This is a genomic window from Nostoc sp. FACHB-133 (genome assembly GCF_014698055.1).
Taxonomy (GTDB): Bacteria; Cyanobacteriota; Cyanobacteriia; order Cyanobacteriales; family Nostocaceae; genus Nostoc.
The window spans coordinates 25,882-51,236 of sequence record NZ_JACJSH010000019.1 but is presented as its reverse complement, the minus strand read 5'-3'; the positions used below and the strand labels follow the sequence as shown (position 1 = coordinate 51,236).

The following is a 25,355-nucleotide window of genomic DNA, read 5'->3' as shown; positions in this document are numbered from 1 at the left end:
TTCATCCTATTGGATGAACCTCATTGGAGAATAAAGGATAATGTATTGATCTCCTGAACGAGTCTTTTATACTCGTGAACGAGGCTTTTAGCTCCGTTCATCCACCTTTTATACTCGTGAACGAGTCTTTTAGCTCCGTTCATCCACCTTTTATACTCGTGAACGAGTCTTTTAGCTCCGTTCATCCACCTTTTATACTCGTGAACGAGTCTTTTAGCTCCGTTCATCCACCTTTTATACTCGTGAACGAGTCTTTTAGCTCCGTTCATCCACCTTTTATACTCGTGAACGAGTCTTTTAGCTCCGTCCATCCACCTTTTATACTCGTGAACGAGGCTTTTAGCTCCGTCCATCCACCTTTTATACTCGTTAATGAGGCTTTGATACTCATTGACCAGAAATAAAAAGGTACAGAGCAGGTAAATTTATTTATAGGGTTCAAAATTTTTGACTTTTGACTTCCCCAAAGGGGCTAACGGCAATTGTCGCAATGTCCGCAACGCAGGTTAGCTGCTTCTTTGTCAAAACCAAAGGCGTTTAACAAAAACTGCCAACGACACTGCTTAGTTGTTAGATATTGCTGCATCTGTTTAGCGGCGTGTAATTGAGTCAGTGGCTGATTTCCCGCTTTTTGAGCAATGGTGTAATGGAAAGGATCGAGCCAGTTTAGCTGACCATTGCTATGGAGTAAAGCTAGCGCCGTTGCACCTTCGGGAAATTGTCGAGTTACTGCGTTCACTTCTCCCTGTTTTGGTAATTTTTTCACAAGTTGTTGCGCTATTTGTTGTTGCGATCGCATTTGTTCTTGAAAAAAATCCTGTCTTTGCTTATCCCCTGAATCTAACCACCCTGTAGGTTCACTTACCAATGTCAACGCTTCGGCTGGTTTCCCATCCCTTCCAGCGCGGCCAATTTCTTGCACATATTCAGATAGCAGATGCGGCGCGTGAAAATGTGCCACCCAGCGAACGTCACTTTTATTTATCCCCATACCAAACGCACAGGTACACACAACAAAAGGAATTTTGCCACTTAACCAGCTTGCTTCTACTTCACGGCGTTCTGTTGCACCCAATCCCGCATGATAGCTAGCTGTAGCAAAACCCATCTCTGCTAACCATTGGGCTAAATCTTCGCTATCTCTCCGAGTGCGAACATAAACTAACCCCGATTGTTGCGGTCTATTTTGAATAAACTTTAATAATTGTTGTTTTCTACCTCGTGGTGTCCAAGCAATGCGAACGCTAGGATGCAAATTAGGACGGTAGGGATTCAAGCGGAAAATCTCTGGTTGCTGTAATTGTAAAACTGTTTGAATAATTTTTTGGGCTGAGGGGTCAGCAGTAGCGGTAAAAGCGGCGATGCTAATTTTTGTTCCTGGTGGTTTTGATTTGAGTAATGCCGGACGTACCGCCCCTAATCTGCGATAAGCTGGGCGAAAAGTATCACCCCACTGCACCAAACAATGAGCTTCATCTAAAATCAAACCATTAATTTGCAATTGCGGGTGGCATAATCTTTCCCAAACTGGCGCACTTAGCAAAGTTTCTGGCGATAAATAAAGTAATCTTAGCTGTTGGCGTTCTAAAGCTTGCAGAGTTGCACGGCGTTGAGATGAAGATAATTCACTATGCAAAAGTGCTGCTTTTTGCTTGCTTTGTAGTAATTCCTGAACTTGGTTTTCCATCAACGCCACCAAAGGCGAAACTACCAAAGTTAATCCTGTTTGTAGCAGTGCGGGAAGTTGAAAACAAATCGATTTCCCGCCACCTGTAGGCATAATAATCAGCGCATCTTTCTGTGCCAATAAACTGCTGACAATTTCTCCCTGTGGTGGACGAAAATCTTCATAACCCCAGATTTGTTTGAAAGCAGCGCGAACTTCTTGCCAAGATTTTGTTGTAGGCTGATTCATAATCAGTAACTATATGCACCCATATCCTTGAATGCTGAATATAGCTTCTGTTATGCAGCTAATGGTTCAGTAATTTCATCATTTTAACTGAACTGTATTGAGGTAGAAAGCGGGTTTATCCTGCCTCCTGAACTATTAAATCTCCACTGATAATCCTGGATTAAAGTAATTATTTGGCTCATCTGGATAACCACGTGGATTACAAATAACGCGAGTCAAACCGATTTGATAATCTAATTGATTGTGAATGTGGCCATGAATCCATAATAATGCTCCAGACTCCTCAACTAAAGTATCAAGATTTGGCTCTTCATTACTTATTATGCTAAAAATATCTATAGATAAGCTTGAAACAAAAAAATAAAGAAGAATTGCGTAAAATCTTTATTCATTAAATTTATTAACCTTTATATGCTTGTAATATCCTCATTTTTAAACAAGTTTTTTGTAATTACTGATATTTATTTCAGCAAAATCTAATTAATAATCTTTACTCTGTATCTGTTTTATCTTCATGTCGTCTTACCCCACAATTCCGACATTCAAAAATTGCGATCGCTGACATTGCTATACAACTTCATTTCAGGGAGTAGGCTAGAAATTTTTTTTTAATATATCTAAAATAAATAGGTTGCTGCATCAACTTATTTATAATACTGATTTTCCTGTATCACATCTTGAAAGAAAATCTACAATCCATTCAGCCAAAGTTACAGTTTTAGTAGTCCAATTAGGAACTTGCTCTTCATCAATCCCAATACCTAAAGCTTCTTCTAGAGGAAGTACAAGATACATCATGTCCCATTCAGGACTTGGCAAATTTATTATGTCTAGAAAATTATCATCTGGATACAGCTTTTCAGGAGATAATCGAAAAGATTTAGATAATTCCGTTCTGCAACATTTGACTGTTTTCCTTGCAGCCTCACTAGATAATTGTGTTTTCTGAAGAAATTCTTCATCACTCATATCAGGACGCTGTAGAAATTTATCTAGGTTTTTAGATTGATTAAAACAAAAGTGCATAAGCTTCTCTGTTGATTTTTCTAGATTAGCGTAAACCCCTTGAACAATTTTATGTAACACATTATAAAGCCGCGACTGAGCAAGAAAGTTTCTCAATATTGGCTCTTAGAAGCTATATGAATCAATGTTCTTTTAATCATAATATGGGAAAAAGTTTGAACCATAGTGAATAATTACTCATTCCGAGGAATCCTCAGCAATTAGACGAACTTTTTCTTGTAATCTGGCAAATACCACTTCGCCGTCAGTTACTTGTCCCTTAGCAATTTGTTCAGTTCCTACAGCAATTTTTTGCCGTAATTCTTCAAGCCTCTGCTCTCTTTCTTGTAACAGTTTAAAGGCTTCATTGATGACATCATCTGCATTAGAAAATCTACCACTTGCAAGCTGTGCCTGAATAAATTGCTCTAGTTCTGGTTTAATTTGGATGTACATATTTTCTAGCTTTATAGAATTAATATTTTTATCTAGATTCTAACAGCATTGACAGAACGAGAGAAAATCATGCTAACCAAGCTTGAGTAAAGCGGGGCAAAGCGGGGCAAACCAGTGCGTAGGCGTAGCCCGCACTTCTCTACGAGACGCTCCGCATAGCTTGCTTCCACGAAGTGGTACGACAAGCTCAGTGACCATCGTAGACATCGCTAACCCACATTGACAGTTAGATTACAATCTTAGGTATAGTTTCTCTGACTGGAGTTGTTCATCGGGTGATTCAATCCGATTCAATGACCAAGCATACCAGACAAGTATTACTTAGTGCGCTCAAGGTAGTTGTCTTATGCCTGACACTGTTCCTACTATGCACAAGCAATAGTTGGGCGCAAATCAGTACTGACAGCAAAATTGCTCCTCTGATTGAGAAGCTTATAGATAACGATGCCCACATCAGAAGCCTTGCAGCAGATGCATTAGTTAATATCGGTTCGGCAGCAGTACCATCTCTGATTGAAGCTTTGAAAAATCAGGATATTAATCTTCGCTGGCACGCCGCTTCGGTTTTAGGAGATTTGGGTGCAGAAGCAGCACCAGCAGTTCCAGCCTTAAGTGCGGCATTGCAAGATGAAGATGGACAAGTCCGCCTGTACGCCACCTTAGCTTTAGGAAATATTGGGACAGCAGCCAAAGCAGCAGTTCCATCGTTGATGGCGGCGTTACAAGACAAGGAGCAATTCGTTCGCATTTATGTTCCTTCTGCACTCAGAAAAATTGGTGTAGAAGCGAAAGTAGCTGTCCCAGTATTAACTGCTGCCTTAAAAGATAAGAACCCCACTGTACGTTACAATTCTGCCTACGCTTTGGGTGCAATGGGTACAGAAGCAGTATCGGCTGTCCCGAATTTAATTGCCTTACTGAATGATAGCCAGTTTTACGTGCGTTTAGGTGCTATCAAAGGTTTAGGAGGAATAGCGGCAGGCTTTCAGGACAAAGCAAATGCTCTACCTACCTCCAAGTTGCAGAAAGTCATCTCAGACTTTGAAGAGGTATTAATAACTATACAAAAGTACAAAGATAAATTCACAGAGACGGACATTAAGCTGATACGTCGCCCTCTCAATGCCCTGAAAGCAGAAAAAGAAACTCGCCTCTTTGATAGAGTTCTAGAATCGCTATTTAAGCATAAATTACTCTTGGGAATTGCCGCCTACCTTATCTTATTGCCTTCTATTTGGTTAATTCTCTTGCAGGTAGCCCCTTTATGGTTGTTGAAAATTAATAACGCCCTCAAACCCTACACAGATTTTTCTCTCCCATTTATCAGCGTTAATGTACCTCTGCGATATGTGCTATTTGTTGGCTGGTTTCATTACCATCCCAGAGTATTAGATGCGTGGGTAGCTAAATATATCAAAGCAGCCCGCGAACAATTTCCCAAAAAGGATACAGTTAGCAGTCGCGCCTGTTACATTCCCATTCCCGTTGTTCTGGATGGTACAACAGTTCCCCAACTGATGAATGAGAATTTGCGCTCAACTTTCGAGAAACAACGTAGCTGTCTAGTAATTGGTGGGGAAGGGGGTGTAGGTAAAACCAGTTTAGCGTGTCGAATCGCTGGATGGGCAATGGCTGAGGATGAAGACCAACAACTCTGCAAACATTTGATGTTACCTGTGCTGTTAGAAGAAGAATTTCGGGTAACTGAAGGTAAGTCGCCGCTTTTAGAAGCTATCAGAGGACAGTTGCAAGCTTTAATTGATGAACCAGAGCCGATTTGTCAAGAATTACTGTTACGTTTGTTAAGAAAGAAACGCATTCTAGTGATTGTAGACCGTTTCTCAGAAATGAATGCGACTACACGAGAAGCAATTGAGCCGGAGTCGCCAGAGTTTCCGGTGAATGCATTGGTGATTACTTCTAGAATTGAAGAAAAGCTGGGGCGGGTTAATAAGACGATAATTAAACCTCTGCGGATTGAGGCTAATAAACTATCGTCCTTTATGGAAGCTTATCTGATGCAGCGAGGTAAACGCGATCGCTTTACTGACCAGGAATTTTTTGACGCTTGTAACCGTCTTTCTCTGATGGTCGGTCAAAATAATATCACTGTCTTGCTGGCTAAACTTTATGCTGAACAGTTAATCGCCAGTAAAGACGTTACATCTAATATTTCTGCGTTGCCAGAGAATATTCCTAATTTGATGCTGGGTTATGTCAATGAACTCAATCGTGATGTTACAGACAATCAATTTGATGACCGCACTGTTCATCAAATTGCCAAAACCATCGCCTGGGAATGCTTGCAGCAAAGTTATCAACCAGGAACCGCCAAGCGTGTAGATGCCATTGCTGCATTAGCAGCTTTGGGTATTGATGACCCCGAAGCACACCTCAATTATCTGGAAAAGCGTTTGCACCTGATTCAAACTATCGGTTCTGCCAAAGACAGAATCCGTTTCTGTCTCGATCCTTTAGCTGAGTATCTTGCGGGTTGGTATTTAATAGAATTGTATGGCAATAACGATGGCAAATGGCGATCGCATTTTTTCAAAAAGGCAGACGATTTAGTTAAAACAGGCGGACAAGATGCCATCAAAGGTTTGTTGTTGGCAGTGCGAGATTGCTACTTATCTGAAGTTCAAGGTAGCAAAGAAACGGACTTTGTACCCCAGAAGTTAGTTAAACTCGCTGGGTTTACACCTTCAGTTAATACAGCAGCTACTACTGTGCAAACAGTAATACCATGAGCGATCGCATTGATGTAAGCATAGATAAATTCCTCTTTCTGGGTAGTGATGTACATTCAACTGAAATTTATTGTTTATTCTTTATAGCAATTCTTGAATGAGGGGCATTGTAAATTCCTGTTAAATTACCTCCACCACCGCGCCACATCCACAATCTCACGAGCAATTTCTGCTGTTGCGGCTTCGCCACCTAATGCAAAAATAACTGGAAACAGTGCCTTTATATCTTGCAACAAGTCAGGACGAGTGCGAAGACATAACTTATGCAGTATATCTTGCCAGAGAGGGAATAGTTTAGTAACTGGCATTTGTGACAAACCGGAAGCTAAAGCACTCAAAGCATTGGCACGGCTCCATTCAGACTGAATCTGCCAGGCATCAGCGAGGGCTTCTGGTAACAATTCTGGCATTTTCTCAGCTAAGCCACTTAAAGTATAGGCGCGATAGCCTTCATCCTGAATTTGGCGGGCAGCAGCAAGGGCTTCTGGTAACAATTCTGGTGTCAGTTTCTCCGCTAAGTCTCTCAAAGCATAGGCGCGATCTCTTTCATCCTGAATCTGGCGGGCAGCAGCAAGGGCTTCTGGCAACAATTCTGGGAATTTCTTAGCTAAGGCAATTAAAGCATCGGCACGTTGCTCTTCATTCTGAATCTGGCGGGCAGCAGCAAGGGCTTCTGGCATTAATTCTGGTGTCAGTTTCTCTGCTAAGTTTTTCAAAGCAAAAGCACGATCACTTTTATCAGTAAAAGTATAAATCTGCTGGGTAGCAGCAAGGGCTTCTGGCAATAATTCTGGTAATTTCCCAGATAAGTCTATCAAAGCATAGGCCCGAAAACTTGTATCCTTAACCTGTCGGGCAGCAGCAACGACTTCTTGCAACAATTCTGGTGTCAGCTTCTCAGCTAAGTATCTCAAAATATTGGCGGGACTACTTTCCTCAAAAGTATAAATCTGCTGGGTAGCAGCAACGTCTTCTGGCAACAATTCTGGTAGTTCCCCAGTTAAGTCTATCAAACCAAAAGCACGATCACTTTTATCCTTAAGCTGTCGAGCAACAGCAAGGACTTCAAGGACTTCTGGCAATAATTCTGGCAGTTTTTTAACTAAGCCACTTAAAGCCTCGGCGCGATAAATTTCAAACTGAATCTGACGGGCAGCAGCAATGACTTCTGGCAACAATTCTGGTGTCAGCTTCTCAGCTAAGTCTCTTAATGCGTGGGCGCGATAATACTCAGACTGAATCTGGCAGGCAGCAGCAACGGCTTCTGGCAACAATTCTGGTGTCAGTTTCTCAGCTAAGGTACTCAAAGCATTGAGGCGAGAATACTCATCCTGAATCTGGCAGGTAGCAGCAACGGCTTCTGGCAACAATTCTGGCACTTTCTCAGCTAAGTCTCTCAATGCACGGGCGCGGTAGCCTTCATCCCGAATCTGGCGGGCAGTAGCAACAGCTTCTGGCAACAATTCTGGCAGTTTCTCAGCTAAAGCACTTAAAAGATCGGCGCGTTGCTTTTCATCCTGAACCTGACGGGCAGCAGCAACAGCTTCCGGCAACAATTCTGGTGTCAGCTTTTCAGCTAAAGCACTTAAAACATCGGCGCGTTGCTCTTCATCCTGAATCTGACGGGCAGCAGCAACGGCTTCTGGTAACAAGTCTGGTGTCAGCTTCTCAGCTAAGTTTCTCAAAGCATAGGCGCAAAAAATTTCATCCTGAATCTGACGAGCAGCACCAAAGGCTTCTGGTAACAATTCTGGAAATTTCTTAGCTAAGGCACTTAAAGCATCGGTACGATGTTTTTCATGCTGAATCTGGCGGGCAGCAGCAACGGCTTCTGGTAACAATTCTGGTGTCAGCTTTTCAGCTAAGGCACTTAAAGCATCGGCGCGTTCGCTTTCATACTGAATCTGGCAGGCAACAGCAACGGCTTCTGGTAACAATTCTGGAAATTTCTCAGCTAAGGCACTTAAAGCATCGGCGCGATGTTTTTCATACTGAATCTGGCGGGCAGCAGCAAAGATTTCTGGCAAAAATTCTGGGAATTTCTCAGCTAAAGCACTCAAAGCCTTGGCGCGAGCACTACTTTCAGGATCAATAATCTGCTGAGCAGCAGCGAGGGCTTCTGGCAACAATTCTGGCACTTTCTCAGCTAAGGCACTTAAAGCCTTGGCACGATAATACTCAGACTGAATCTGTCGGGCAGCAGCGAGGGCTTCTGGCAACAACTCTGGTGTCAGTTTTTCAGATAAGGTACTTAAAGCATCGGCGCGGCTCCACTCATCCTGAATCTGGCAGGTAGCAGTAAGGGCTTCTGGCAAAAACTCTGGCAGTTTCTCAGATAAGGTACTTAAAGCGCGGGCGCGGGAACTTTTATCCTGAATCTGGCGGGCAGCAGTAAGGGCTTCTGGCAACAATTCTGGTGTCAGTTTCTCAACTAAGGCACTTAAAGCCTTGGCACGATAATACTCAGACTGAATCTGTTGGGTAGCAGCAAGAGCTTCCGGCAACAACTCTGGTGTAACTTTCTCAACTAAGGTAACCAAAAAATCGCAATCAAAAAAATGCTCAGACTGAATCTGGCAGGCACTAGCAAGGGCTTCTGGCAACAATTCTGGCAGTTTCTCAGCTAAAGCACTCAAAGCCTTGGCGCGAGAATACTCAAACTGAATCTGGCGGGCAGCAGCAACGGCTTCTGACAACAATTCTGGTGTCAGTTTCTCCACTAAGTCTCTCAAAGCATTGGCGCGATAATACTCAGACTGAATCTGGCGGACAGCAGCAAAAGCTTCCGGCAACAATTCTGGTGTCAGTTTCTCCGCTAAGCCTCTCAAAGCATAGGCGCGATGTTCCTCATCCTGAATCTGGCAGACAATAGCAAGCACTTCTGGTAACAATTCTGGTGTCAGTTTCTCCGCTAAGCCTCTCAAAGCATCAGCGCGTTTGCTTTCATCCCGAATCTGGCGGACAATAGCAAGCATTTCTGGTAACAATTCTGGTGTCAGTTTCTCCGCTAAGTCTCTCAAAGCATGGGCGCGGCTCCACTCATGCTGAATCTGGCGAGTAGCAACAAGGGCTTCTGATAGTGCTTGTTTTTCTAAATTTGGTAGCAAATAGTTAACTAGCTCTGTCAGAGCTTTCACTTTCTTCTCTGGTTTTGGGTTTTGCAGAGCGTAAGCTAATCCTTGTTCAGGAGTCCATAAGTTGTTTTTGACCAATGCAACTATTAGTTTTTCTGGTACATTAGCTGCCAGACTAGTAACAGATGCAGTAATCAAAGCATAGCGACACTGCAAGCCCAAAGTTTGCGGCAAAGTTGCTTCATTCCAATTCGTTTCTGCTAATTCCCAAGCACGAGAAATATCTGTAATATAACCCCCAGCTTGTCCTAATTTTTCTCGTGCTTCAAACCAGCCATTGCTTGATATCTGCGACTCTTCCAGTAACAATTGATGAATTTCTTCTATTCGTTGAGCCTTTTCTAAATGCCAAACTAAATTTTGATGAATGTAACCATCATTAAGCAGGGTATGCCAAAGACTTTTTTCAGTCTTTAGCCGATAGCGTTCTAGCAGTTGGCTGTGAGCATCAAGTAAACTCAAACCCATTCCCGTAGGCGGAGATTTAATTAATAGGCTACGAGCTACATCATGCAATAAATCGTGTATCCTGTAGCCTTTGCACTCAACACCCCCCACAAATACAGGTGAATCAGACTGAAGTAAGGCATCATTCCAAAGTAGCTCTAAACGCTCATTAGCTTCATCCTGCGATTCCATATCCCATAATGTAACTGCCATTGGTGCGGCGATTGTTACATCCTCTGGCAAAACTCCCAACCAAATAAAATTTTCCCAAGCTTGTTCGTCATAGTCCCGCAAAGCTTTCAGGCTTAAATTAAAGGTTGCTTCTAAAGAGTTTTCTTGACGCGCCCCATATAAAATTTTTAAGTTTGCAACCTCTTGTTTTAAAGCCGTTTCCAGCTTCATCCATGTAATTCCCCATTTAACTCTTGCTGCTACCAAATTCAGCGCAATGGGTAGGTATCCCACAGTCTCGGCTACTCTCAAAGCCTCTTGTTTCTCTACTCCTTCTATTTCTCGTTCTAAAGACTTAGAAAGTAATTTTAGAGATTCTTCTGGCGTCATCAAATTCAATTGTTGCAAATAAGCACCCACGGCACCAGCCACATCGGCCCGCCGCGAAGTGATTAATAGCTGGGATTGGGAACTGGCGACCATAAAGGGTTTAACATGATCTGGTTCCCAAGCATCATCAACTACCAATAAAACTGCCTTATCATGTAGTAGAGTTCGCAAATGGGCTTTAGCAGTCTCTATGTTAGTTGCGCTAATCTTATAGTTTCCTTCTAGAGCTTGTACCCACTTACTCAACTCAGAGAGAATATCTGGTTGTTGTCCCAAAGTTGCCCAAAGCACACCGCCAGAGAAACGTTTTTGGATATCTTCATCATAGGCAAGGGCAGTAACTAAAGTTGTCTTGCCAATGCCACCTAAGCCGTGAATAGCACTGATAAGCAAAGCACCAGCAGAAGATGTGTTTGCCAGTAGACGAGCTTTAATTTCTACAGTAACTTCTGGGCGATCGACAAAATTGGCAGGTAAACTCGGTGCTTGAAAAGGTCTGTCAATTGGGCGACGATAATTAATAGTCAAGCTGCCTTCTACCTGACCTACAATAATGTTGTTGTCGCCTTCAACGTTTTGACCAACATTTTTATTACCTGAAATTGTTTGTTGAAACTGAGATTTAATATCAGGATTTAAACTGGTTGCAGAGGTTTCATTGTTTTCTACGTTACCTAAAACTGTTTGTTGAGCCTGAGACGGAATATCTCTATCTAAAAGGGTTTGAGAAACTTCATTTATAAGTAGATGTCGCCTACGTTTTAATCTCCGACGATTCCCTTTCAAAAAGCCAGCTAACTTGGACAGAAAAAGTATTATCTGCTTCCATAACCTTCTCAGGCGTCTTTTCTGCACAGTTTTAACTTCCTATTATTCTGGTTTTCTGACTAATTGATAGTTGCACCACCTTCCACTTTTGCAATCACCTTATTACCATCACCCGCAAAGTTCTGCGCTACGTTGTCATTGCCAGACATTGTTAGATTAAAGGTATTAACAACCTTAGAGATTACCTCCGAATCTTCCTGCATCAAACGGGCAATCTCAGCAGCTAAATTTTTATCTTCATCGAGGAAGTTCTTAAGTTCTTCCTGGAGTGATGCTTTTGCTTTTTGATTATCAGGAGATTTAGCCAACTTCTTTGCTGCACCTTCCGCCATTGGCTCTGCTTCTACCTTTGGTTGCAGCTTAGTCCACAAAGCTTTGGCTTTTTCCCAGGCATTAGCGCCAAACCCTTCACCCAGCTTCTTACCAGCTTCTTCGGCTGCTTTCTCTCCTGCTTTCAGTAAGTACGGCAAAAAAGGAGTCAAGAAAGTAGTTAAAGTTATTATATCCATTTGCTTACTCTAATTCTGTATTAACACCTGATAATAAGGGGTAAGACTCAGGGTAATCACTTAATGTAATAATTTTTTATGGCGATGCCGACGGCGACAAGCTACGCACCGCTTGTGAGAAAGCGGTTACAGCGTATTTCAGGTAAATTAACTACACGGGTAGGGGCACAACATTTTGTGCCCCTACGATTATCTGTACCTCATGCCTGTTGCAATCTGCTGTATATTTATCTGTGATTAACTATTTTTTCTGTAGCTTACCTATGCGGAAACTAAGCAGATTTCTTATTTTCGTCTGATGTCTGCCCTGCACTACCTTTCAATCGACTCAACCTGCTTTTGCGTATACGTTCGCTGTCACGAACGCCACCTGCTACTTCATATTCGCTGCTGTCTGTGCCATACTTGAAACCAACTCCCTTCAGCATCTTATCTGAAAGTTTACTCAACTTTTTTTCCATTTCATCGATTTTAGTTTTAGTAGAGTCAACCACAGCTAAAGCGTTGTTATAAGTATCAAGCATAGTGCGAAACTCATCAATTGATTGAGTCAGATTTTCCAAATCGCAACTATTACCAAAATCCATGTTTGAATCAACTGCTTTGAATCCAGACGTTCTCAATTCAGCTTTTTCTAGAACCCGCGATGTCCGCTTTGTACGAGGCATGGATGTACTCCTTGAAGATATTTATAGAACTAGCTTGCCTCAATTAAGCTGTATTCTGTATCAGAAAAACTCGCAAATCATTATATTTTTTCTAATAATATTTGTAGGCAATTCCAGTGGTTTTGCTGAAGTCAAGAACTAAATGCTGATTTTGATATAGATCATATATTTGAACTTCATACAAGCTTCAGTTTATTCACGATCGCTTTCATATTGATGACTAATATTGTAATGTTGCTGACTGATGCCGTAATGTTTGATGACTAATGTCGTAATATTACTCACTAATATCGTAATGTTGGTGACTAATATTGTAATGTTGCTGACTGATACCGTAATGTTTGATGACTAATGTTGTAATATTACTCACTAATATTGTAATGTTGGTGACTAATATCGTAATGTTTTGGCAGTTGCTTAAGTCAGGTTGACACTAATAGTCATCTGCCTTGGTAATTAATTCCTAATGTTCTTGAGGATAACAGTGGATGAGTGGGCGATCGCTGCAATCGTGAGTTAGGCGAATCAGATTGCTGCAACGCACTGTCAACAATGCAAGGTGCGTTCTTGAATTATGATACAAATACGTTGGTAGGGGCACAACATGTTGTGCCCCTACGCGAAATCTATATGTATCAAGGTTATAGTGAAATGGTATTAGCCTACGGCGTAACGCACACTATATCTACTGATTTTGGGAATGGAAAGGGCAACCACCTACAGTTAATTTCTGAAGAAAGACATTATTATCAAAATAATGCTCTAAAGACTCAATCTTCAAATCATCAGTGACGCGAGCAATACTAACTCCGACGATTTCGATTGTTTCACCTGTGGGTGCATAGTCCTTATAGGAACCATTAAATGTTCCCCAATGTCGCCACTTAAAGGTAACATTAGGCGGCCCCGAAAGGACTTCTGTTAATTCCCAAAGGAAGCCATTGGGGAAGGCTGTATGAAAAACTTGAAATGAAGATTCAAAGGTTTCTGTTTCAGAGTTATATTGCTCAGTTTTACCCAAAAATAGGTTATAAGTCCCTTCGGTTGCAACATCCTGAGCAGTGAATTGTTGCCCTCCATTGGTACTCATTTTGAACTTATCAGTAACAATCGAAAGCCACTGTTGAGGATTAGATTTATTAGAAGCTTCCATCTCAAAAGTGCGGACTAAGTTTTGAGCGATCGCTTCTAAAGAACCTTCAGGATGCTGAAATTTACTCTCTTGATGAAGAAATTCATTGGTGTATGAATAATCCGGGCGTTTTCCTTCTCGCCACTGTACTTCTTCATCATGAGCAATGACTATATCTCTATCTTGTACCCAGAGTGGCAATTCTGTAGTTTTTTCGCTACTCATACAAGCTAACTGGTTATAAACATCGTTTTTTAGAATAAAGTTTTATGCTTATCAAGTAAATCAAAAAATCTAAAAAATTAAACAATATTCATAATTAAATCAATATTGCACAAATGCGAACACAAGCAACCACAGATTCATCTTGAGCTAGAAACTTAACTACAAGGCAAAAAATTGCTGTTTTTAAATCAAATCTAATTGCATTACATTCCCTTCAGAAAAACCGAGGCTGGAGTAAACTGGTTTACCCGATGGTGACGCGTTAAGAACCACTCGCGTGCAACCGATCGCTTTTAAATATTCAATTGCTCTATTAGTTAGCAATTTAGCAATGCCTTGTCTGCGGTAAGATTCTTCAACATAAACGCCCCAAATATATCCAAATTTACGGTATTCATCTTTGAAAACATTCGGGTATAAGCCTGCAAACAGTTGACAACTTGCAGAACCCACAACTCTATTATCAATCTCTGCAATAAAAGCCTTATAAAACAAATCTCGACGCGCTTCTTCTATAAATTGGAGGGTAATATTCTGCCACTCCACAAGAATATTACTCTCATCAACACCAATATCTAGCCACATTTGGTAAGAGTGTTTTGCAATCAGTGAATCTTCTTTGGTGGTGCTTTCTCTGATAGTTATGTGTTTTTCTGTCAGCATAATTTCCAACGATTTTTGGAACTCATAAATAACTCCTCCCCAAAGTTGGAGAGGAGTTTGTTAGCATCAGCTAAAAACTAGCAGTTTCACAGATCCGATCTCAGACTTTCTGTGCAGTTACTTCCTCTGGCTTTTGTTGAGTTTGCAAAGATGCATACAACCTATTCAAAGCATTTACATAAGCTTGTGCGGATGCCACGATGATATCTGTGTTCGCTGCATGACCAGAAAACACTTTCGATTCATAACGTAAACGGATCGTCACTTCTCCAATGGCATCAATACCAGCTGTTACTGACTGCACAGAAAACTCAATCAATTCGTTGGGCACATTCACCACCCGATTGATGGCTTTGTAAACTGCATCCACTGGCCCAGTACCGATCGCAGCATCGGTTAACTCTTCACCTTCTGGGGTACGGAGGGTGACTGTAGCAGTGGGTTTGGCGTTGCTACCACAGGAAACTTGCACCAACTCTACCCGGAACAAATCGGGCGCTTGTTGGATTTCATCGTTAACGATCGCTTCCAAGTCCCAATCAGAAATATCTTTCTTTTTATCTGCTACTTCTTTGAATCTGACGAAGGCTTTATTTAATTCAGTATCCGACAGTTCAAAGCCCAATTCTTTTAACCGGGTGCGGAAAGCATTTCTCCCTGAATGTTTGCCCAAAACGATTTGATTGTCTGTCAAGCCAATCAATTGGGCATCCATAATTTCGTAGGTGAGCTTATTTTTTAGCACACCATCTTGGTGAATCCCAGACTCATGAGCAAAGGCATTTGCCCCAACGATCGCTTTATTTGGTTGTACCAACATTCCCGTCAAATTAGAAACTAAGCGTGAGGTTTTGTAAATTTGTCGGGTGTCGATATTTGTCAGCGATTCTTGAGATTCTTCTGGTCTGCCAAGATAAGGGTTAAAATATTGCCGCCGCACGTGCAGTGCCATTACTAATTCTTCTAGTGAGGCATTGCCGGCACGTTCGCCAATACCATTGATTGTACATTCTAGTTGCCGTGCGCCATTTTTCACGGCTTCTAAGAAGTTAGCAACTGCCAAGCCTAAATCATTATGACCGTGAACGGAAATAATCGCTTGGTCGATGTTGGGGACATTTTCAATAATGCCTTTAATTATTGCCCCAAATTCGCTAGGGGTGGTGTAACCCACGGTATCGGGAATGTTAACTGTTGTTGCACCAGCTGCGATCGTTCGCTCTAACACTTGGTACAGAAATTCTGGATCGGAACGAGCCGCATCCATCGGCGAAAATTCGACATCTGTCATGAAAGATTTGGCATAAGCTACCATTTCTTCCGCGATCGCTAGCACTTCTGCTCGTGACTTCCGTAACTGATACTCTAAATGAATATCAGAAGTCGAAATAAATGTGTGAATTCTGCCCTTTACGGCTGGTTTTAATGCTTCTGCGGCCGCTTCAATATCTGCTTTAATCGCTCTTGCCAAACTGCAAATTACCGGGCCATTTTCTGTCCCCACAATTTGGGCAATCTTGCTGACTGCTTCAAAATCTCCGGGACTGGCAAAGGCAAACCCTGCCTCAATTATATCTACACCCAGACGCGCTAGTTGCTTGGCAATAACTAGCTTTTCGTCTATATTCAGAGTCGCTCCGGGACACTGCTCTCCATCTCGCAGTGTAGTATCAAAAATGATAATTCGATCTGTTTTGTTTGTCATTTGCGGTTTGTTGTTTAATTTTTACTTGTGGCTCAATATATCTTCAACCTTAGTTTTTCTTTTACTCTTACCTTTGTAAATAATTGCTAAGGCTATTAACCTTCGGTTTTTTCTATTTGATCTCTGATATCATTTAAATCTATATATCTATCAGTAGCGTTCCGTAGTTCTCTAGCGATCATTCCTTCTGTAGATACTACCGTAATATGTGTATTTTTTGAGCGTAATAGTTCTATTGCTCGTTCAAAATCTCCATCACCACTGAATAATACTACTCGGTCATACTGGTCTACTGTATTAAACATATCTACAACAATTTCAATATCTAAATTCGCTTTTTGCGAGTAACGACCAGAAGTATCATCATAATATTCTTTAAGGATTTTAGTTCGGACTGTATATCCTAGACTAATTAGAGCATCTCTAAAACCTCGTTGATCTTGTGGGTCTTTTAAGCCAGTGTACCAGAATGCATTAATTAATGTTGTTTCTGATTGCTCATGTTTAAAGTATTCTAAGACTCGCCGTGGGTCAAAAAACCACCCATTTTTTTGTTGAGCATAGAACATATTGTTTCCGTCTACAAAAATAGACAGACGATTCATTGGAGAACCCATACAAATTTACACCTAATAATATATATGAATTTAGATGGAACAATAGATTATAGCAATTTTCAAATAGCAAGTTTGCTAATATCTATAAAGTAGCTCTTCATCTATAGCTTTTATCCTACCTCTTTCAAGGCATAAAAACGGATGCAACATTGGAGTTAAGATGCTGGGTACTAAACCTTATTCACCTCCAGCACTGCAAGACCTACCATCTGATCAAAATCTACCAATAAAATTGAACCAGTAACAGCATTTATCGCTGTATAACATTAAAGTTTACTCCTAAAGAGGTATAGCATAAGCTTAGGGTAGGATATAAGTTTATGCCTATCTATAGGTAGAGCTTTCAGTATCAGGACATGCTTTCTGGGAGTACCAATATTGCGCCAAAGACAGAAGACGGACTTGGGACAGCTTCTGGTAAAACACCCAGTTAGGAGCGTACCTGTTGGTTAGGTTAGGATCAAATCTCGCCGCAACCAATTAGCAGAGGCGAAATAGATTCGGCTCTTATCTGTGAGACAATCACTAGTTGTAACTCACTTAACAGAAAAACAATAATTTAGGCAGTACCTGAGTAGGAATCTCTTGGGGGCTAGCTCTGCCAATAAAGGTTTGTTGACGAATAGAAGATACTTTACAAATGTATAAGATTATCATTTAAGTCTTATTTCAATGTGCTTGCACTAAAACGTGGTCTGAATAAATAAAAGTGTTGGACTTAAATCAATCAGTAACACGATATGGCAGAAGAACCTACATCTACCTTAACTAAAAACTATGTCTCTGCTGCCAATAGACTGTCAAGTAAACCGACAAAAGTAACGTCAACAGCATCGGCTCGCCAGTCTAGATGGATGATTCGCTTAGGTCATCTCCTCGCTGGAGCTTGCGTAATGGGTGCAGCATTACTGAGTGCTTCTGGGGGCGAATCGGTTAAATTGATAGAAAATAAGGCGCTTTCTGGCTTTTTTCAACTGCGTGGGCCGATTGTGCCTCCAGAAGACATCGTAATTTTAGCAATAGACGATCAGTCAATATCAGTTCCCGAACAGTACTATAAAACAAATCCAAAACAGTATGCCTACCTAGAAACACTGAAATCTTATCCTTATAAACGTGCTGCATACTCCCAGATAATTACAAAGTTAATTAAAGCAGGTGTCCGCTCTGTAGCGATAGATGTAGTTTTTGACACGCCAAGTAGTTATGGAGTTACTGACGATCGCCAATTCCAGGCAGTATTGCAAAAATATGGTAGTAAAGTTACCTTAGCAGCCGTCTACGAAAATTCTCAGACGCACCAAGGGACTTTTACACAACTGACAGACCCACAACAGATGTTTCGTACAGGGTCAGTTTCCATTGGCTCAGTTAATTTCCCCGTAGAGGTGGATGGTAAAGTTCATCGATTGGCGAGTGAGTTTTCTAAGTCGTTGGTTGAAGACAATTTGATCGAGAAGCTACCCTCTTTTGATGAAGCAGCACTCAGGACAGCACAAGTAAATTATCCGCGACCAAAAGGCGATCGCATTTATTTTTGGGGTTCAGCGGGTACATTTGAGCAAATACCCTTTTGGCACGTACTCGACCCGGAAAATTGGAACACCTATTTGCAGCAGGGAAAGGTCTTCAAAGACAAGATAGTGCTGATTGGTGCAACAGATAAGTTAAATAATGATTATTATCCAGTCGCTGCTAGCAACAGCGCTAAACCGATGTCGGGCGTGGAAATTCACGCCAATGCGATCGCAACTTTGATGTCAGGGAAAGCGATCGCTCCAGGAATTAATACACCACCATTGCAGGGTTTGTTTGTGCTAGCTCTAGTTGGCAGTACAGCCTTGATGATTAGCAGACGCAAGCGTAGCATCAATAGATTTTTATATAGCCTCGCCCTATCTGGCGCTTGGTTAGGAATTAGCTATGGTTTATTTGTCTATGGTGGATTAATTTTTCCTACGATTGTACCAATGATTGCGATCGCCATGACCGGACTTTCATACCTGGGAACCTCAGTCATGAGGGAAAGCATCAGAAAACGTCAATTAGTAAACATTTTCCAGAAGTATAAAACATCTCCCGTTGTTCAAGAGATCATCAGTCAACAATATGATTTGCAATACCTAATCCAGCAACGAGATTTAGCCTTATCAGGAAAAGTCTTGGCTCGACGCTACAAAATTGTCAAAGTTCTTGGTTCCGGTGGATTCAGCGAAACCTACATTGCCGAAGATACCCAACGTCCTGGGAGTCCGCTATGTGTTGTCAAGCAACTGAAACCAGCCAGCGCTAAACCAGAAGCCTTGCAACTTGCCAGACGTTTATTTCACTCAGAAGCGCAAACCCTAGAAAAATTGGGAACACACGATCAGATCCCTCAACTTTTGGCGTATTTTGAAGAAGATGAAGAATTTTATTTAGTGCAAGAACAGATAATTGGTCATACTTTAAATCAGGAATTGCCGCCAGGTAGAGCAATTGATGAAATTGCCACGATCAAAATTGTCAGAGACTTATTGCAAACATTAATATTTGTTCATAAAAATAATGTGATTCATCGGGATATTAAGCCCAGTAATATTATCCGGCGGCACTCAGATGGAAAACTGGTATTGATTGACTTTGGAGCCGTCAAAGAAGTCAGCACAAAACAGCTTGATACTGAAGAGCAAACCCCCTTTACCATTGGCATTGGGACTCAGGGTTACGCACCCAGCGAACAATGTTTTGGCCGTCCCCAATACAGTAGTGACATCTATGCAGTGGGTATGGTTGGGATTAGAGCTTTGACTGGTGTAGCACCCCGTGAGCTAGATAGAGATGCTGATGGAGAGATAAAATGGAGCGATAGCTCTCAGATAAGCCGCTCCGTTGCTAATATTCTCAGTAAAATGGTGCTGGATGACTTCAAACACCGATATCAGTCTGCATCAGAGGCTCTTGAGGATCTGAAAGCTTTTGACAATGTGGTAAATTCCCACAGCGGATACCCAATGCTAGGGGATGACTCATTAACAAATACTTTAGACCAATTAAACGCTCCCACAAAATCTTGCTCAGAGGTATCCTCAGAAACTCATTGAGAAGTACGCAAAGGCAGGGGAGCAGGGAGCAGGGGAGGCGGGGGAGGCAGGGGAAGAGAAAGAAATAAGGTAATTTCTGATGAAAAAATACCTATGTTAACGAGTTTCGACAACTCTTGGAGACGCTACGCGTAGCTTGCTTCCCCACAGGGGTACGTTCAACTCTCGACCACTCAGTTGGTTGAGCGGAGTCGAAACCAACGGCTATGGTAAATTTATTACTAGAATTCACCTAAGTGTACTTAGGGCTATAACGCTCGTAAAAAATACTAAAATTTTCTCTTCACTTCCCCTGCTCCCCCTGCTCTTTTCACGTTGCTCCCCTGCCCCCTTCACTCACTCCTGCACCGGATTTAACGAAAACAATTCTTCTCCTACCGTCGGGTGAATGCCTATTGTTTCATCCAAGTCTTCCTTGGTAATGCCCTTGCGAATTGCCACACCCAGACTTTGAATGATATCTGCTGCATGTTCACCCACCAGATGAGCGCCCAAAACTTGCCCAGAATCGCCATTTAAAACTAACTTCATAGTGGTAGGCTCATTCTGTTCGGTTAGCTGATACAAAAGTGGTTGGAATTGGGTGCAGTAGCATTGTACAGATTCACCAAATTTTTCCCGTGCTTTCGCCTCTGTCATCCCCACACCAGCCGCTTCTGGACGGCAAAAAACAGCAGAGGGCACATAATCATAATCCAGTTTTTGCACCTTGTTGCCAAAAACTGTATTGGCAAAAGCAATACCTTCTGCCTTCGCCACTGGAGACAATTGCACTCGGCTAGTGCAGTCACCCACAGCAAAAATATTTTCTTGAGTGGTGCGGCTGTATTCATCTACTTTGATTGCACCATGTTTGCCAAGTTCAACATGGGCATTTTCTAAACCAAGATTCTTGGTATTTGGAGTGTAACCTGTGGCAACCAAGATCGTATCTGCTGTAATTATTTCTCGCTTCTTACCAGTAATAGTTAATAAAAAACTCTCATCTGAGTATTTGATTTCTTGAACAGTACTACTAGTCAATAACTTAATTCCGCGTTTGCTCAAACCTTGTTGTACCGCAGAGCGAATGTCATCATCAAACCCCGATAAAATCATCTCGTCTTTTTCAATCACCGTCACCTGGCAACCGAAAGCGTGCATCATGCTGGAAAATTCTACGCCAATGTAGCCACCGCCAATAATTGTTAAACGTTTCGGTAGATAAGGTAACTGAAACATCTCGCGGGATGTAATGGCATATTCTATACCTGGGATTTTGGGCTTGAGGGGTTGCCCTCCCACAGCAATTAAAATTTTGTCGGCTGTAACTTTAAGTCCATTGATATCGACAGTATGAGCATCGATGAAAGTGGCACGATCAGAAATTAGTTCAATTCTAGCTTTGTGTAATTGCTGAAAGTAAGTCTGGTTGAGGGTGTCAAGATGCTGATGTACTGACTTAATGAATAATGTCCAGTCAAAATATGTTTGACACTCACTCCATCCATAACTGGGCGCTATTTGCTTTTGTAGGGCGAAGTCAGCAGCGTAGACAATCAGTTTTTTGGGAATGCAACCGCGATTTACACAGGTTCCACCGATAGATTCTTGTTCGGCAATAGCAACACGGACACCGTAACTAGCTGCTTTTTTAGCTGCTGCCAATCCACCAGGCCCAGCACCAATGACAAACAGGTTGTAATCAAATGCCATAAAAATCTGTTCCTTTTTTACTTTCTGGAAAGCAGAGCTATTTCATTCCTTATAGTTATTCAGACAAAACTTAATCTACTGTCTTTGGGTGGACAAGTTTGGATGGAACCATTCTGATATGTAGCAAATTGCCGCTTTGCTTGCAATTAGATTGAAAAGGAATAGCGTAGGCGCAGCCCGCCGTAGGCATCGCTAGAATACTGCTAAGTTATATTACATTATCTTGTAAAAAATTATCTTGTCTAGTGTTGGTGGATATGCGATCGCGCTTTTAGGGGTTTCCAAGAAATAAATAAATTATTCCATCTTATAGGGTGGGCAACATCAGCGCCTATGATTACAGTGAATCAAGGAAAATTTGCATCTCCTGTGCATCCCGTGTCATTCCCAAGAGCTTAAAACCATCAATAGCCTTAATTGACATTTGGTAGGCTTTCTCTGCACTTCCCCACTTTTTCTCCCAACGGGCAAAAGAACGCTGATAGCGAGCCAAACGTCGCTTGTTGTGAGTCATTTCAGCGACAGTGAAGCCTTGAATTAATAGTTTTTCAGCTTGATCGCGATCGCCTTGTTCAATTGCAATATCAGCCAGCCAATTTTGAGCAGAATTGATCACCCGATGCCAACTAATTTTTTCTGCACTTTTCATCACCTCTTGAAAGAGCTTCTTTGCTAAAAGATATTCACCTTCTAAATAATGGATTTCAGCCTGATGATAAAGAACGGGAATAAAATAGCGGATGTGCTGTCGCTCTTCTAGATTCGCCTCAATCACCAATTTTTCTTCTACAGTTAGCCAGTGGCGTGCATCTTGATAATCCTTCTGTCTAATTTGCAGCCTAGCCATACTTTCGGCTAAGTCAGCCTGAACACATAAATCTGCATGGTCACGCAAAATCCACGTCCGGCGCAAAATTTTATCTGCTTCTTTCAGACTCACAGAGGAACACTCTCGAATTAGTAGCCAGCTTTTGCGGACGATGATTTTTACAAAACAAGACCATTCACCACGCCGTTCTGATTGTTCTATGAGCCATTGCAGCCAATCTAAGCGATCATCCCAATAGGCATAGAGATTTGCATAGTGGCTTAAGAGAAGCCATAAATCCCTAACCGCTTCATAGTGTTCTTTGTCTTCACACCAATGAAGTACTGCTCGCAGATTTCCTTCTTCTGGTTCTAACTTATTGTAGTGTATCCATTTTTCCCAATCTTCTCCGGCATAATTGTGGGCAAAATCAAGATACCATCTCACCCAGCGCCTTCGTGCTTCCCTCTCAAAATCTGGGTAAGCGGCTAATTCTGCTAAGGCATATTCACGAGTCAGAGAGAGCATATCAAACCGCTTAGTCTCTGGGTTGAGATTCACCAAGGAAAGTTGCTGCAAACGTGCCAAGCCATTATTTACAACATCAGGAGCGGCTGTTAGTCCAGCAACCTCAGCCACCGCTGCGAGTATGGCAGAGTCAGGAAAAATCGCTAGTGACATGAGTAACTTGTGGGGTGGCTGTCCCTTGATTCCTTGCACTGATTGCTCAAAGCAAAAACGAGCCACATCACCTGTAGCCGAGGTTAATCGATTCAATACCGAGTTTAGGGAGTAGCCACTGGATAATTGACCAAGCGAATATACGATCGCCAGAGGGATTCCGCCGGTGCGATCATAGAGTTGCTTAGAGTCCTCATCGTTGATGCTTATACCTTTTTCTTCAGCTTGTTGTCTAATCAACTGCAAACCATCATCTGGAGGTAAGTTTCGCAGACGGATTGGCAGCAAGGCAATTTGTTCACGACTAGTAATTATTACTTTGATGCAAATGGGTAGATTATATAAAAATTCAATAACCTCATCCCTATCTTCTATAGTCTCCATATTGTCCACAATCAATAATGTTCTCCGTTTTGAGAGAATTTGGCGAACACGATCAAATTGGTCATTGGGAGGAGATTGAAGAATTGTCGGGTCGTCTAAAGCATTAGCAATTTCTCGAAAGATATCGCGTAGATTACGCTGTCCCTGTTGCCGCCACAAGATACTATTAGTGGGAATAAGTTCTTGTTGTTTCGCTGAAGTGAAAATAATCGCATCAAATTTAGGTGCGTCAGAAGAGTTTTCGTTACTAGCTTTTAAGCATAGATAAGCAGCTGCTAACACCAGCGCTGTTTTACCTACGCCACCAATGCCATGTACTGTAATCATGTGAGCGCCATGCACCGAGGAAAGGCGTTCTAATAGCTTCTTCATCTCTGCCTCGCGACCAATAAATTGGGTGTAAGTCGGTGCTGGCAAATTGTGGGGGATGTCACGACGTTGGATAGCAGCTACAACAGACCCTCTACGATAACCATGTTTTTCCAGAACGTAGACAAGATTACTGGACTTAACACTTTTATTTGCTTCACCTGTCAAAACTTCAATATCCCGATAGATATTGCTTAACCCTGCTCTGACAACAGTGTTTTTTTTGTGCAAATCTTGACCAATCTTTTTCAAGCTGTACCCACACAGTAACCCAAGTAACAAGTCTTTCCTAGTACTTTGTCTGTAACGCTTTTGAAGCGTAACTTCCAAATTAGTCAGTAGTCGATCTATCTCCCAGTCCAGCAAAATCTTGCGATTCCAACTTTTAGGTAAATTCCAATCTTCTGACTGACCTGACATAAATATCACCCAGTAAATTTGTAATCAATGTGGCATTAGCAACATTTTAACGAACAAAAGTTTAACAAATTAATAACAGATTAATAACATTTTTTTAACAGTGTTAACTCCTGTCTTAAATTTAACCAGTAAGCTAATTTTATAAGTTTATTTTTTGTCTCTAGTAACTAGAGGCTGCCGACCATATCGACTTCTAGGCTCTAAAATTTGCCAGATGATTTTTTTCACCAATTACTTAATAAAACTATGACAAATAAAACACTTAGCTTTCTAAATCTCTTGTTTGGACTAAAACAATCCCGGCGTTATTTTCCAGAAGAAAAACAAGTCTGTGTATTCAATAAACGTCCCATATTATACCGAGGCTTTTCGCCAAACTCTGCACAAGAATCAATCAATGAACTCCAAGAGCGACTGCAAGCTCAGGGTTTTCTCTCAACTATTAGTGGTAAATTTGACTTAGAAACAGAAGAGGCTGTAATTAAATTTCAGAAAGCTAATAATCTTCAGGTAGATGGGATAGTTGGGCCACTAAGTTGGTCTTGCCTTTTCTACCCAAAGCTTTACCGCAATCAAAAAAGTATGTCTCCAAAGTTACACGATGCAGTTAAAGAACTGCAAATTATTCTCAATGAAGAAGGATTTTTTAAAAAAGAACCTGATGGGTATTTTAGTCGTGAAACTGAGAGAGGCGTTAAACGCTTTCAAAGAACTTATGGACTGAAAGATGATGGTATTGTTGGCGCTGCAACTTGGGCTGTACTTTTGGGGATGCGACAAAAAATAGATAACAACAGCTTTCTCCAGTTAGTTTATTTTCTACCACCTCAATCCTGGTTTTTATGGGAACAGTTTTTAATGATCTCTTTCATTATGCTGGGTATTTATTATAGCCCCATACCAGGAGATGAACCTAAATGGAATACAGCCTTAGCAACTGCCTATGGGCTTACCTGTATAGTGCCTTTTCTCTTGGAGTGTTTACCTTTGAAGCCATCGAAGCAGACTAGCTTACCGCTTTTACAATACGCTCCTTATGTGTTGACTGGTATCTTTTGGAAACCTATTATCAATTTCATGGGGGGATTATTTAATTAAACATTTGGTAGTTAAATAAATGATGAGCGATGTCTACGACGGGCTACGCCTACGCTATTTTATGTTGTGTCTAATTTTCGGGTTGTGCTTGTAAAAAATTGCGATCGCTTCGGGCGGGTATGCGATCGCACATCGAAAATCAAACAAAGGCGGGTGCGGGGATTGAACCCGCTAATCCCCACAATGGTGGAGACATAACCGA

The 25,355-nt window shown here is 41.6% G+C and carries 17 protein-coding genes; 4 read left to right on the top strand and 13 right to left on the bottom strand.

Annotation, left to right across the window (positions count from 1 at the left end):
- Positions 1-20 precede the first annotated feature (20 nt).
- The 4 genes from H6G86_RS16925 to H6G86_RS16910 all read right to left on the bottom strand — a co-directional run bounded on the left by H6G86_RS16925 (position 21) and on the right by H6G86_RS16910 (position 3,376).
- Entirely contained in the window at positions 21-353 is a 333-nt protein-coding gene (locus H6G86_RS16925; RefSeq protein WP_190935287.1) for a hypothetical protein, read from the bottom strand.
- 119 nt (positions 354-472) lie between these two features.
- Complete coding sequence (locus tag H6G86_RS16920; protein WP_190935286.1) at positions 473-1,915, bottom strand: RecQ family ATP-dependent DNA helicase; 1,443 nt, start codon at positions 1,913-1,915, stop codon at positions 473-475.
- A 648-nt stretch (positions 1,916-2,563) separates the two neighbouring features.
- Positions 2,564-3,001, bottom strand: coding sequence for a hypothetical protein (locus H6G86_RS16915; RefSeq protein ID WP_313931120.1), 438 nt, complete (start codon positions 2,999-3,001; stop codon positions 2,564-2,566).
- 117 nt (positions 3,002-3,118) lie between these two features.
- Positions 3,119-3,376, bottom strand: a complete 258-nt coding sequence (locus tag H6G86_RS16910) for a type II toxin-antitoxin system ParD family antitoxin (RefSeq protein ID WP_190935285.1) — start codon at positions 3,374-3,376, stop codon at positions 3,119-3,121.
- A 275-nt stretch (positions 3,377-3,651) separates the two neighbouring features.
- On the opposite strand from H6G86_RS16910, the gene H6G86_RS16905 reads away from it, so the two are divergent.
- The gene (locus H6G86_RS16905; RefSeq protein WP_313931118.1) at positions 3,652-6,126 is read left to right on the top strand and encodes a HEAT repeat domain-containing protein; all 2,475 of its coding nucleotides are present in this window, start codon (positions 3,652-3,654) and stop codon (positions 6,124-6,126) included.
- Between the two features lie 125 nt (positions 6,127-6,251).
- Here the strand turns inward: H6G86_RS16905 and H6G86_RS16900 are convergent, their stop codons facing one another.
- The 7 genes from H6G86_RS16900 to H6G86_RS16870 form a co-directional block, all read right to left on the bottom strand.
- Positions 6,252-11,123 carry an NB-ARC domain-containing protein gene (locus H6G86_RS16900; protein WP_313931115.1) on the bottom strand — a complete coding sequence of 1,624 codons (4,872 nt, stop codon included), beginning with the start codon at positions 11,121-11,123 and terminating at the stop codon, positions 6,252-6,254.
- Between the two features lie 32 nt (positions 11,124-11,155).
- Positions 11,156-11,605: a hypothetical protein gene (locus H6G86_RS16895; RefSeq protein ID WP_190935284.1), complete on the bottom strand. Its 450-nt coding sequence runs from the start codon at positions 11,603-11,605 to the stop codon at positions 11,156-11,158.
- Between the two features lie 272 nt (positions 11,606-11,877).
- Positions 11,878-12,273 carry a hypothetical protein gene (locus H6G86_RS16890; RefSeq protein ID WP_190935283.1) on the bottom strand — a complete coding sequence of 132 codons (396 nt, stop codon included), beginning with the start codon at positions 12,271-12,273 and terminating at the stop codon, positions 11,878-11,880.
- A gap of 685 nt (positions 12,274-12,958) precedes the next feature.
- Positions 12,959-13,630, bottom strand: a complete 672-nt coding sequence (locus H6G86_RS16885) for a nuclear transport factor 2 family protein (protein WP_190935282.1) — start codon at positions 13,628-13,630, stop codon at positions 12,959-12,961.
- Positions 13,631-13,813: 183 nt separating this feature from the next.
- Positions 13,814-14,293 (bottom strand): GNAT family N-acetyltransferase, encoded by a 480-nt coding sequence (locus H6G86_RS16880; protein ID WP_190935281.1) that lies wholly within the window; start codon positions 14,291-14,293, stop codon positions 13,814-13,816.
- A 100-nt stretch (positions 14,294-14,393) separates the two neighbouring features.
- Positions 14,394-15,998 (bottom strand): 2-isopropylmalate synthase, encoded by a 1,605-nt coding sequence (locus H6G86_RS16875; RefSeq protein ID WP_190935280.1) that lies wholly within the window; start codon positions 15,996-15,998, stop codon positions 14,394-14,396.
- 95 nt (positions 15,999-16,093) lie between these two features.
- Positions 16,094-16,615: a LabA-like NYN domain-containing protein gene (locus tag H6G86_RS16870; protein WP_041565194.1), complete on the bottom strand. Its 522-nt coding sequence runs from the start codon at positions 16,613-16,615 to the stop codon at positions 16,094-16,096.
- 740 nt (positions 16,616-17,355) lie between these two features.
- On the opposite strand from H6G86_RS16870, the gene H6G86_RS16865 reads away from it, so the two are divergent.
- The gene (locus H6G86_RS16865) at positions 17,356-19,698 is read left to right on the top strand and encodes a CHASE2 domain-containing serine/threonine-protein kinase (protein ID WP_190935279.1); all 2,343 of its coding nucleotides are present in this window, start codon (positions 17,356-17,358) and stop codon (positions 19,696-19,698) included.
- 336 nt (positions 19,699-20,034) lie between these two features.
- On the opposite strand, the gene gorA is transcribed toward H6G86_RS16865, so the two are convergent.
- Together gorA and H6G86_RS16855 are read right to left on the bottom strand one after the other, a co-directional pair.
- Entirely contained in the window at positions 20,035-21,393 is a 1,359-nt protein-coding gene (gorA, locus tag H6G86_RS16860) for a glutathione-disulfide reductase (protein ID WP_190935278.1), read from the bottom strand.
- Between the two features lie 337 nt (positions 21,394-21,730).
- Positions 21,731-24,055 (bottom strand): tetratricopeptide repeat protein, encoded by a 2,325-nt coding sequence (locus H6G86_RS16855; protein ID WP_190935277.1) that lies wholly within the window; start codon positions 24,053-24,055, stop codon positions 21,731-21,733.
- A gap of 246 nt (positions 24,056-24,301) precedes the next feature.
- Here H6G86_RS16855 and H6G86_RS16850 point away from each other — a divergent pair, with 246 nt between their 5' ends.
- On the top strand, positions 24,302-25,153 hold the full coding sequence (locus H6G86_RS16850) for a peptidoglycan-binding domain-containing protein (protein ID WP_190935276.1): 852 nt from the start codon (positions 24,302-24,304) through the stop codon (positions 25,151-25,153).
- 66 nt (positions 25,154-25,219) lie between these two features.
- The gene (locus tag H6G86_RS39560; RefSeq protein ID WP_277883612.1) at positions 25,220-25,351 is read left to right on the top strand and encodes a hypothetical protein; all 132 of its coding nucleotides are present in this window, start codon (positions 25,220-25,222) and stop codon (positions 25,349-25,351) included.
- Positions 25,352-25,355: the final 4 nt, after the last annotated feature.

Bases quoted from the DNA above. Each gene is read 5' to 3' on its own strand.
- gorA (WP_190935278.1), bottom strand. From the start codon at position 21,393: ATGGCATTTGATTACAACCTGTTTGTCATTGGTGCTGGGCCTGGTGGA.
- H6G86_RS16880 (WP_190935281.1), bottom strand. From the start codon at position 14,293: ATGCTGACAGAAAAACACATAACTATCAGAGAAAGCACCACCAAAGAA.
- H6G86_RS16875 (WP_190935280.1), bottom strand. From the start codon at position 15,998: ATGACAAACAAAACAGATCGAATTATCATTTTTGATACTACACTGCGA.
- H6G86_RS16855 (WP_190935277.1), bottom strand. From the start codon at position 24,055: ATGTCAGGTCAGTCAGAAGATTGGAATTTACCTAAAAGTTGGAATCGC.
- H6G86_RS16885 (WP_190935282.1), bottom strand. From the start codon at position 13,630: ATGAGTAGCGAAAAAACTACAGAATTGCCACTCTGGGTACAAGATAGA.
- H6G86_RS16870 (WP_041565194.1), bottom strand. From the start codon at position 16,615: ATGGGTTCTCCAATGAATCGTCTGTCTATTTTTGTAGACGGAAACAAT.
- H6G86_RS16910 (WP_190935285.1), bottom strand. From the start codon at position 3,376: ATGTACATCCAAATTAAACCAGAACTAGAGCAATTTATTCAGGCACAG.
- H6G86_RS16890 (WP_190935283.1), bottom strand. From the start codon at position 12,273: ATGCCTCGTACAAAGCGGACATCGCGGGTTCTAGAAAAAGCTGAATTG.
- H6G86_RS16865 (WP_190935279.1), top strand. From the start codon at position 17,356: ATGGCAGAAGAACCTACATCTACCTTAACTAAAAACTATGTCTCTGCT.
- H6G86_RS16895 (WP_190935284.1), bottom strand. From the start codon at position 11,605: ATGGATATAATAACTTTAACTACTTTCTTGACTCCTTTTTTGCCGTAC.
- H6G86_RS16920 (WP_190935286.1), bottom strand. From the start codon at position 1,915: ATGAATCAGCCTACAACAAAATCTTGGCAAGAAGTTCGCGCTGCTTTC.
- H6G86_RS16850 (WP_190935276.1), top strand. From the start codon at position 24,302: ATGACAAATAAAACACTTAGCTTTCTAAATCTCTTGTTTGGACTAAAA.
- H6G86_RS16925 (WP_190935287.1), bottom strand. From the start codon at position 353: ATGGACGGAGCTAAAAGCCTCGTTCACGAGTATAAAAGGTGGATGGAC.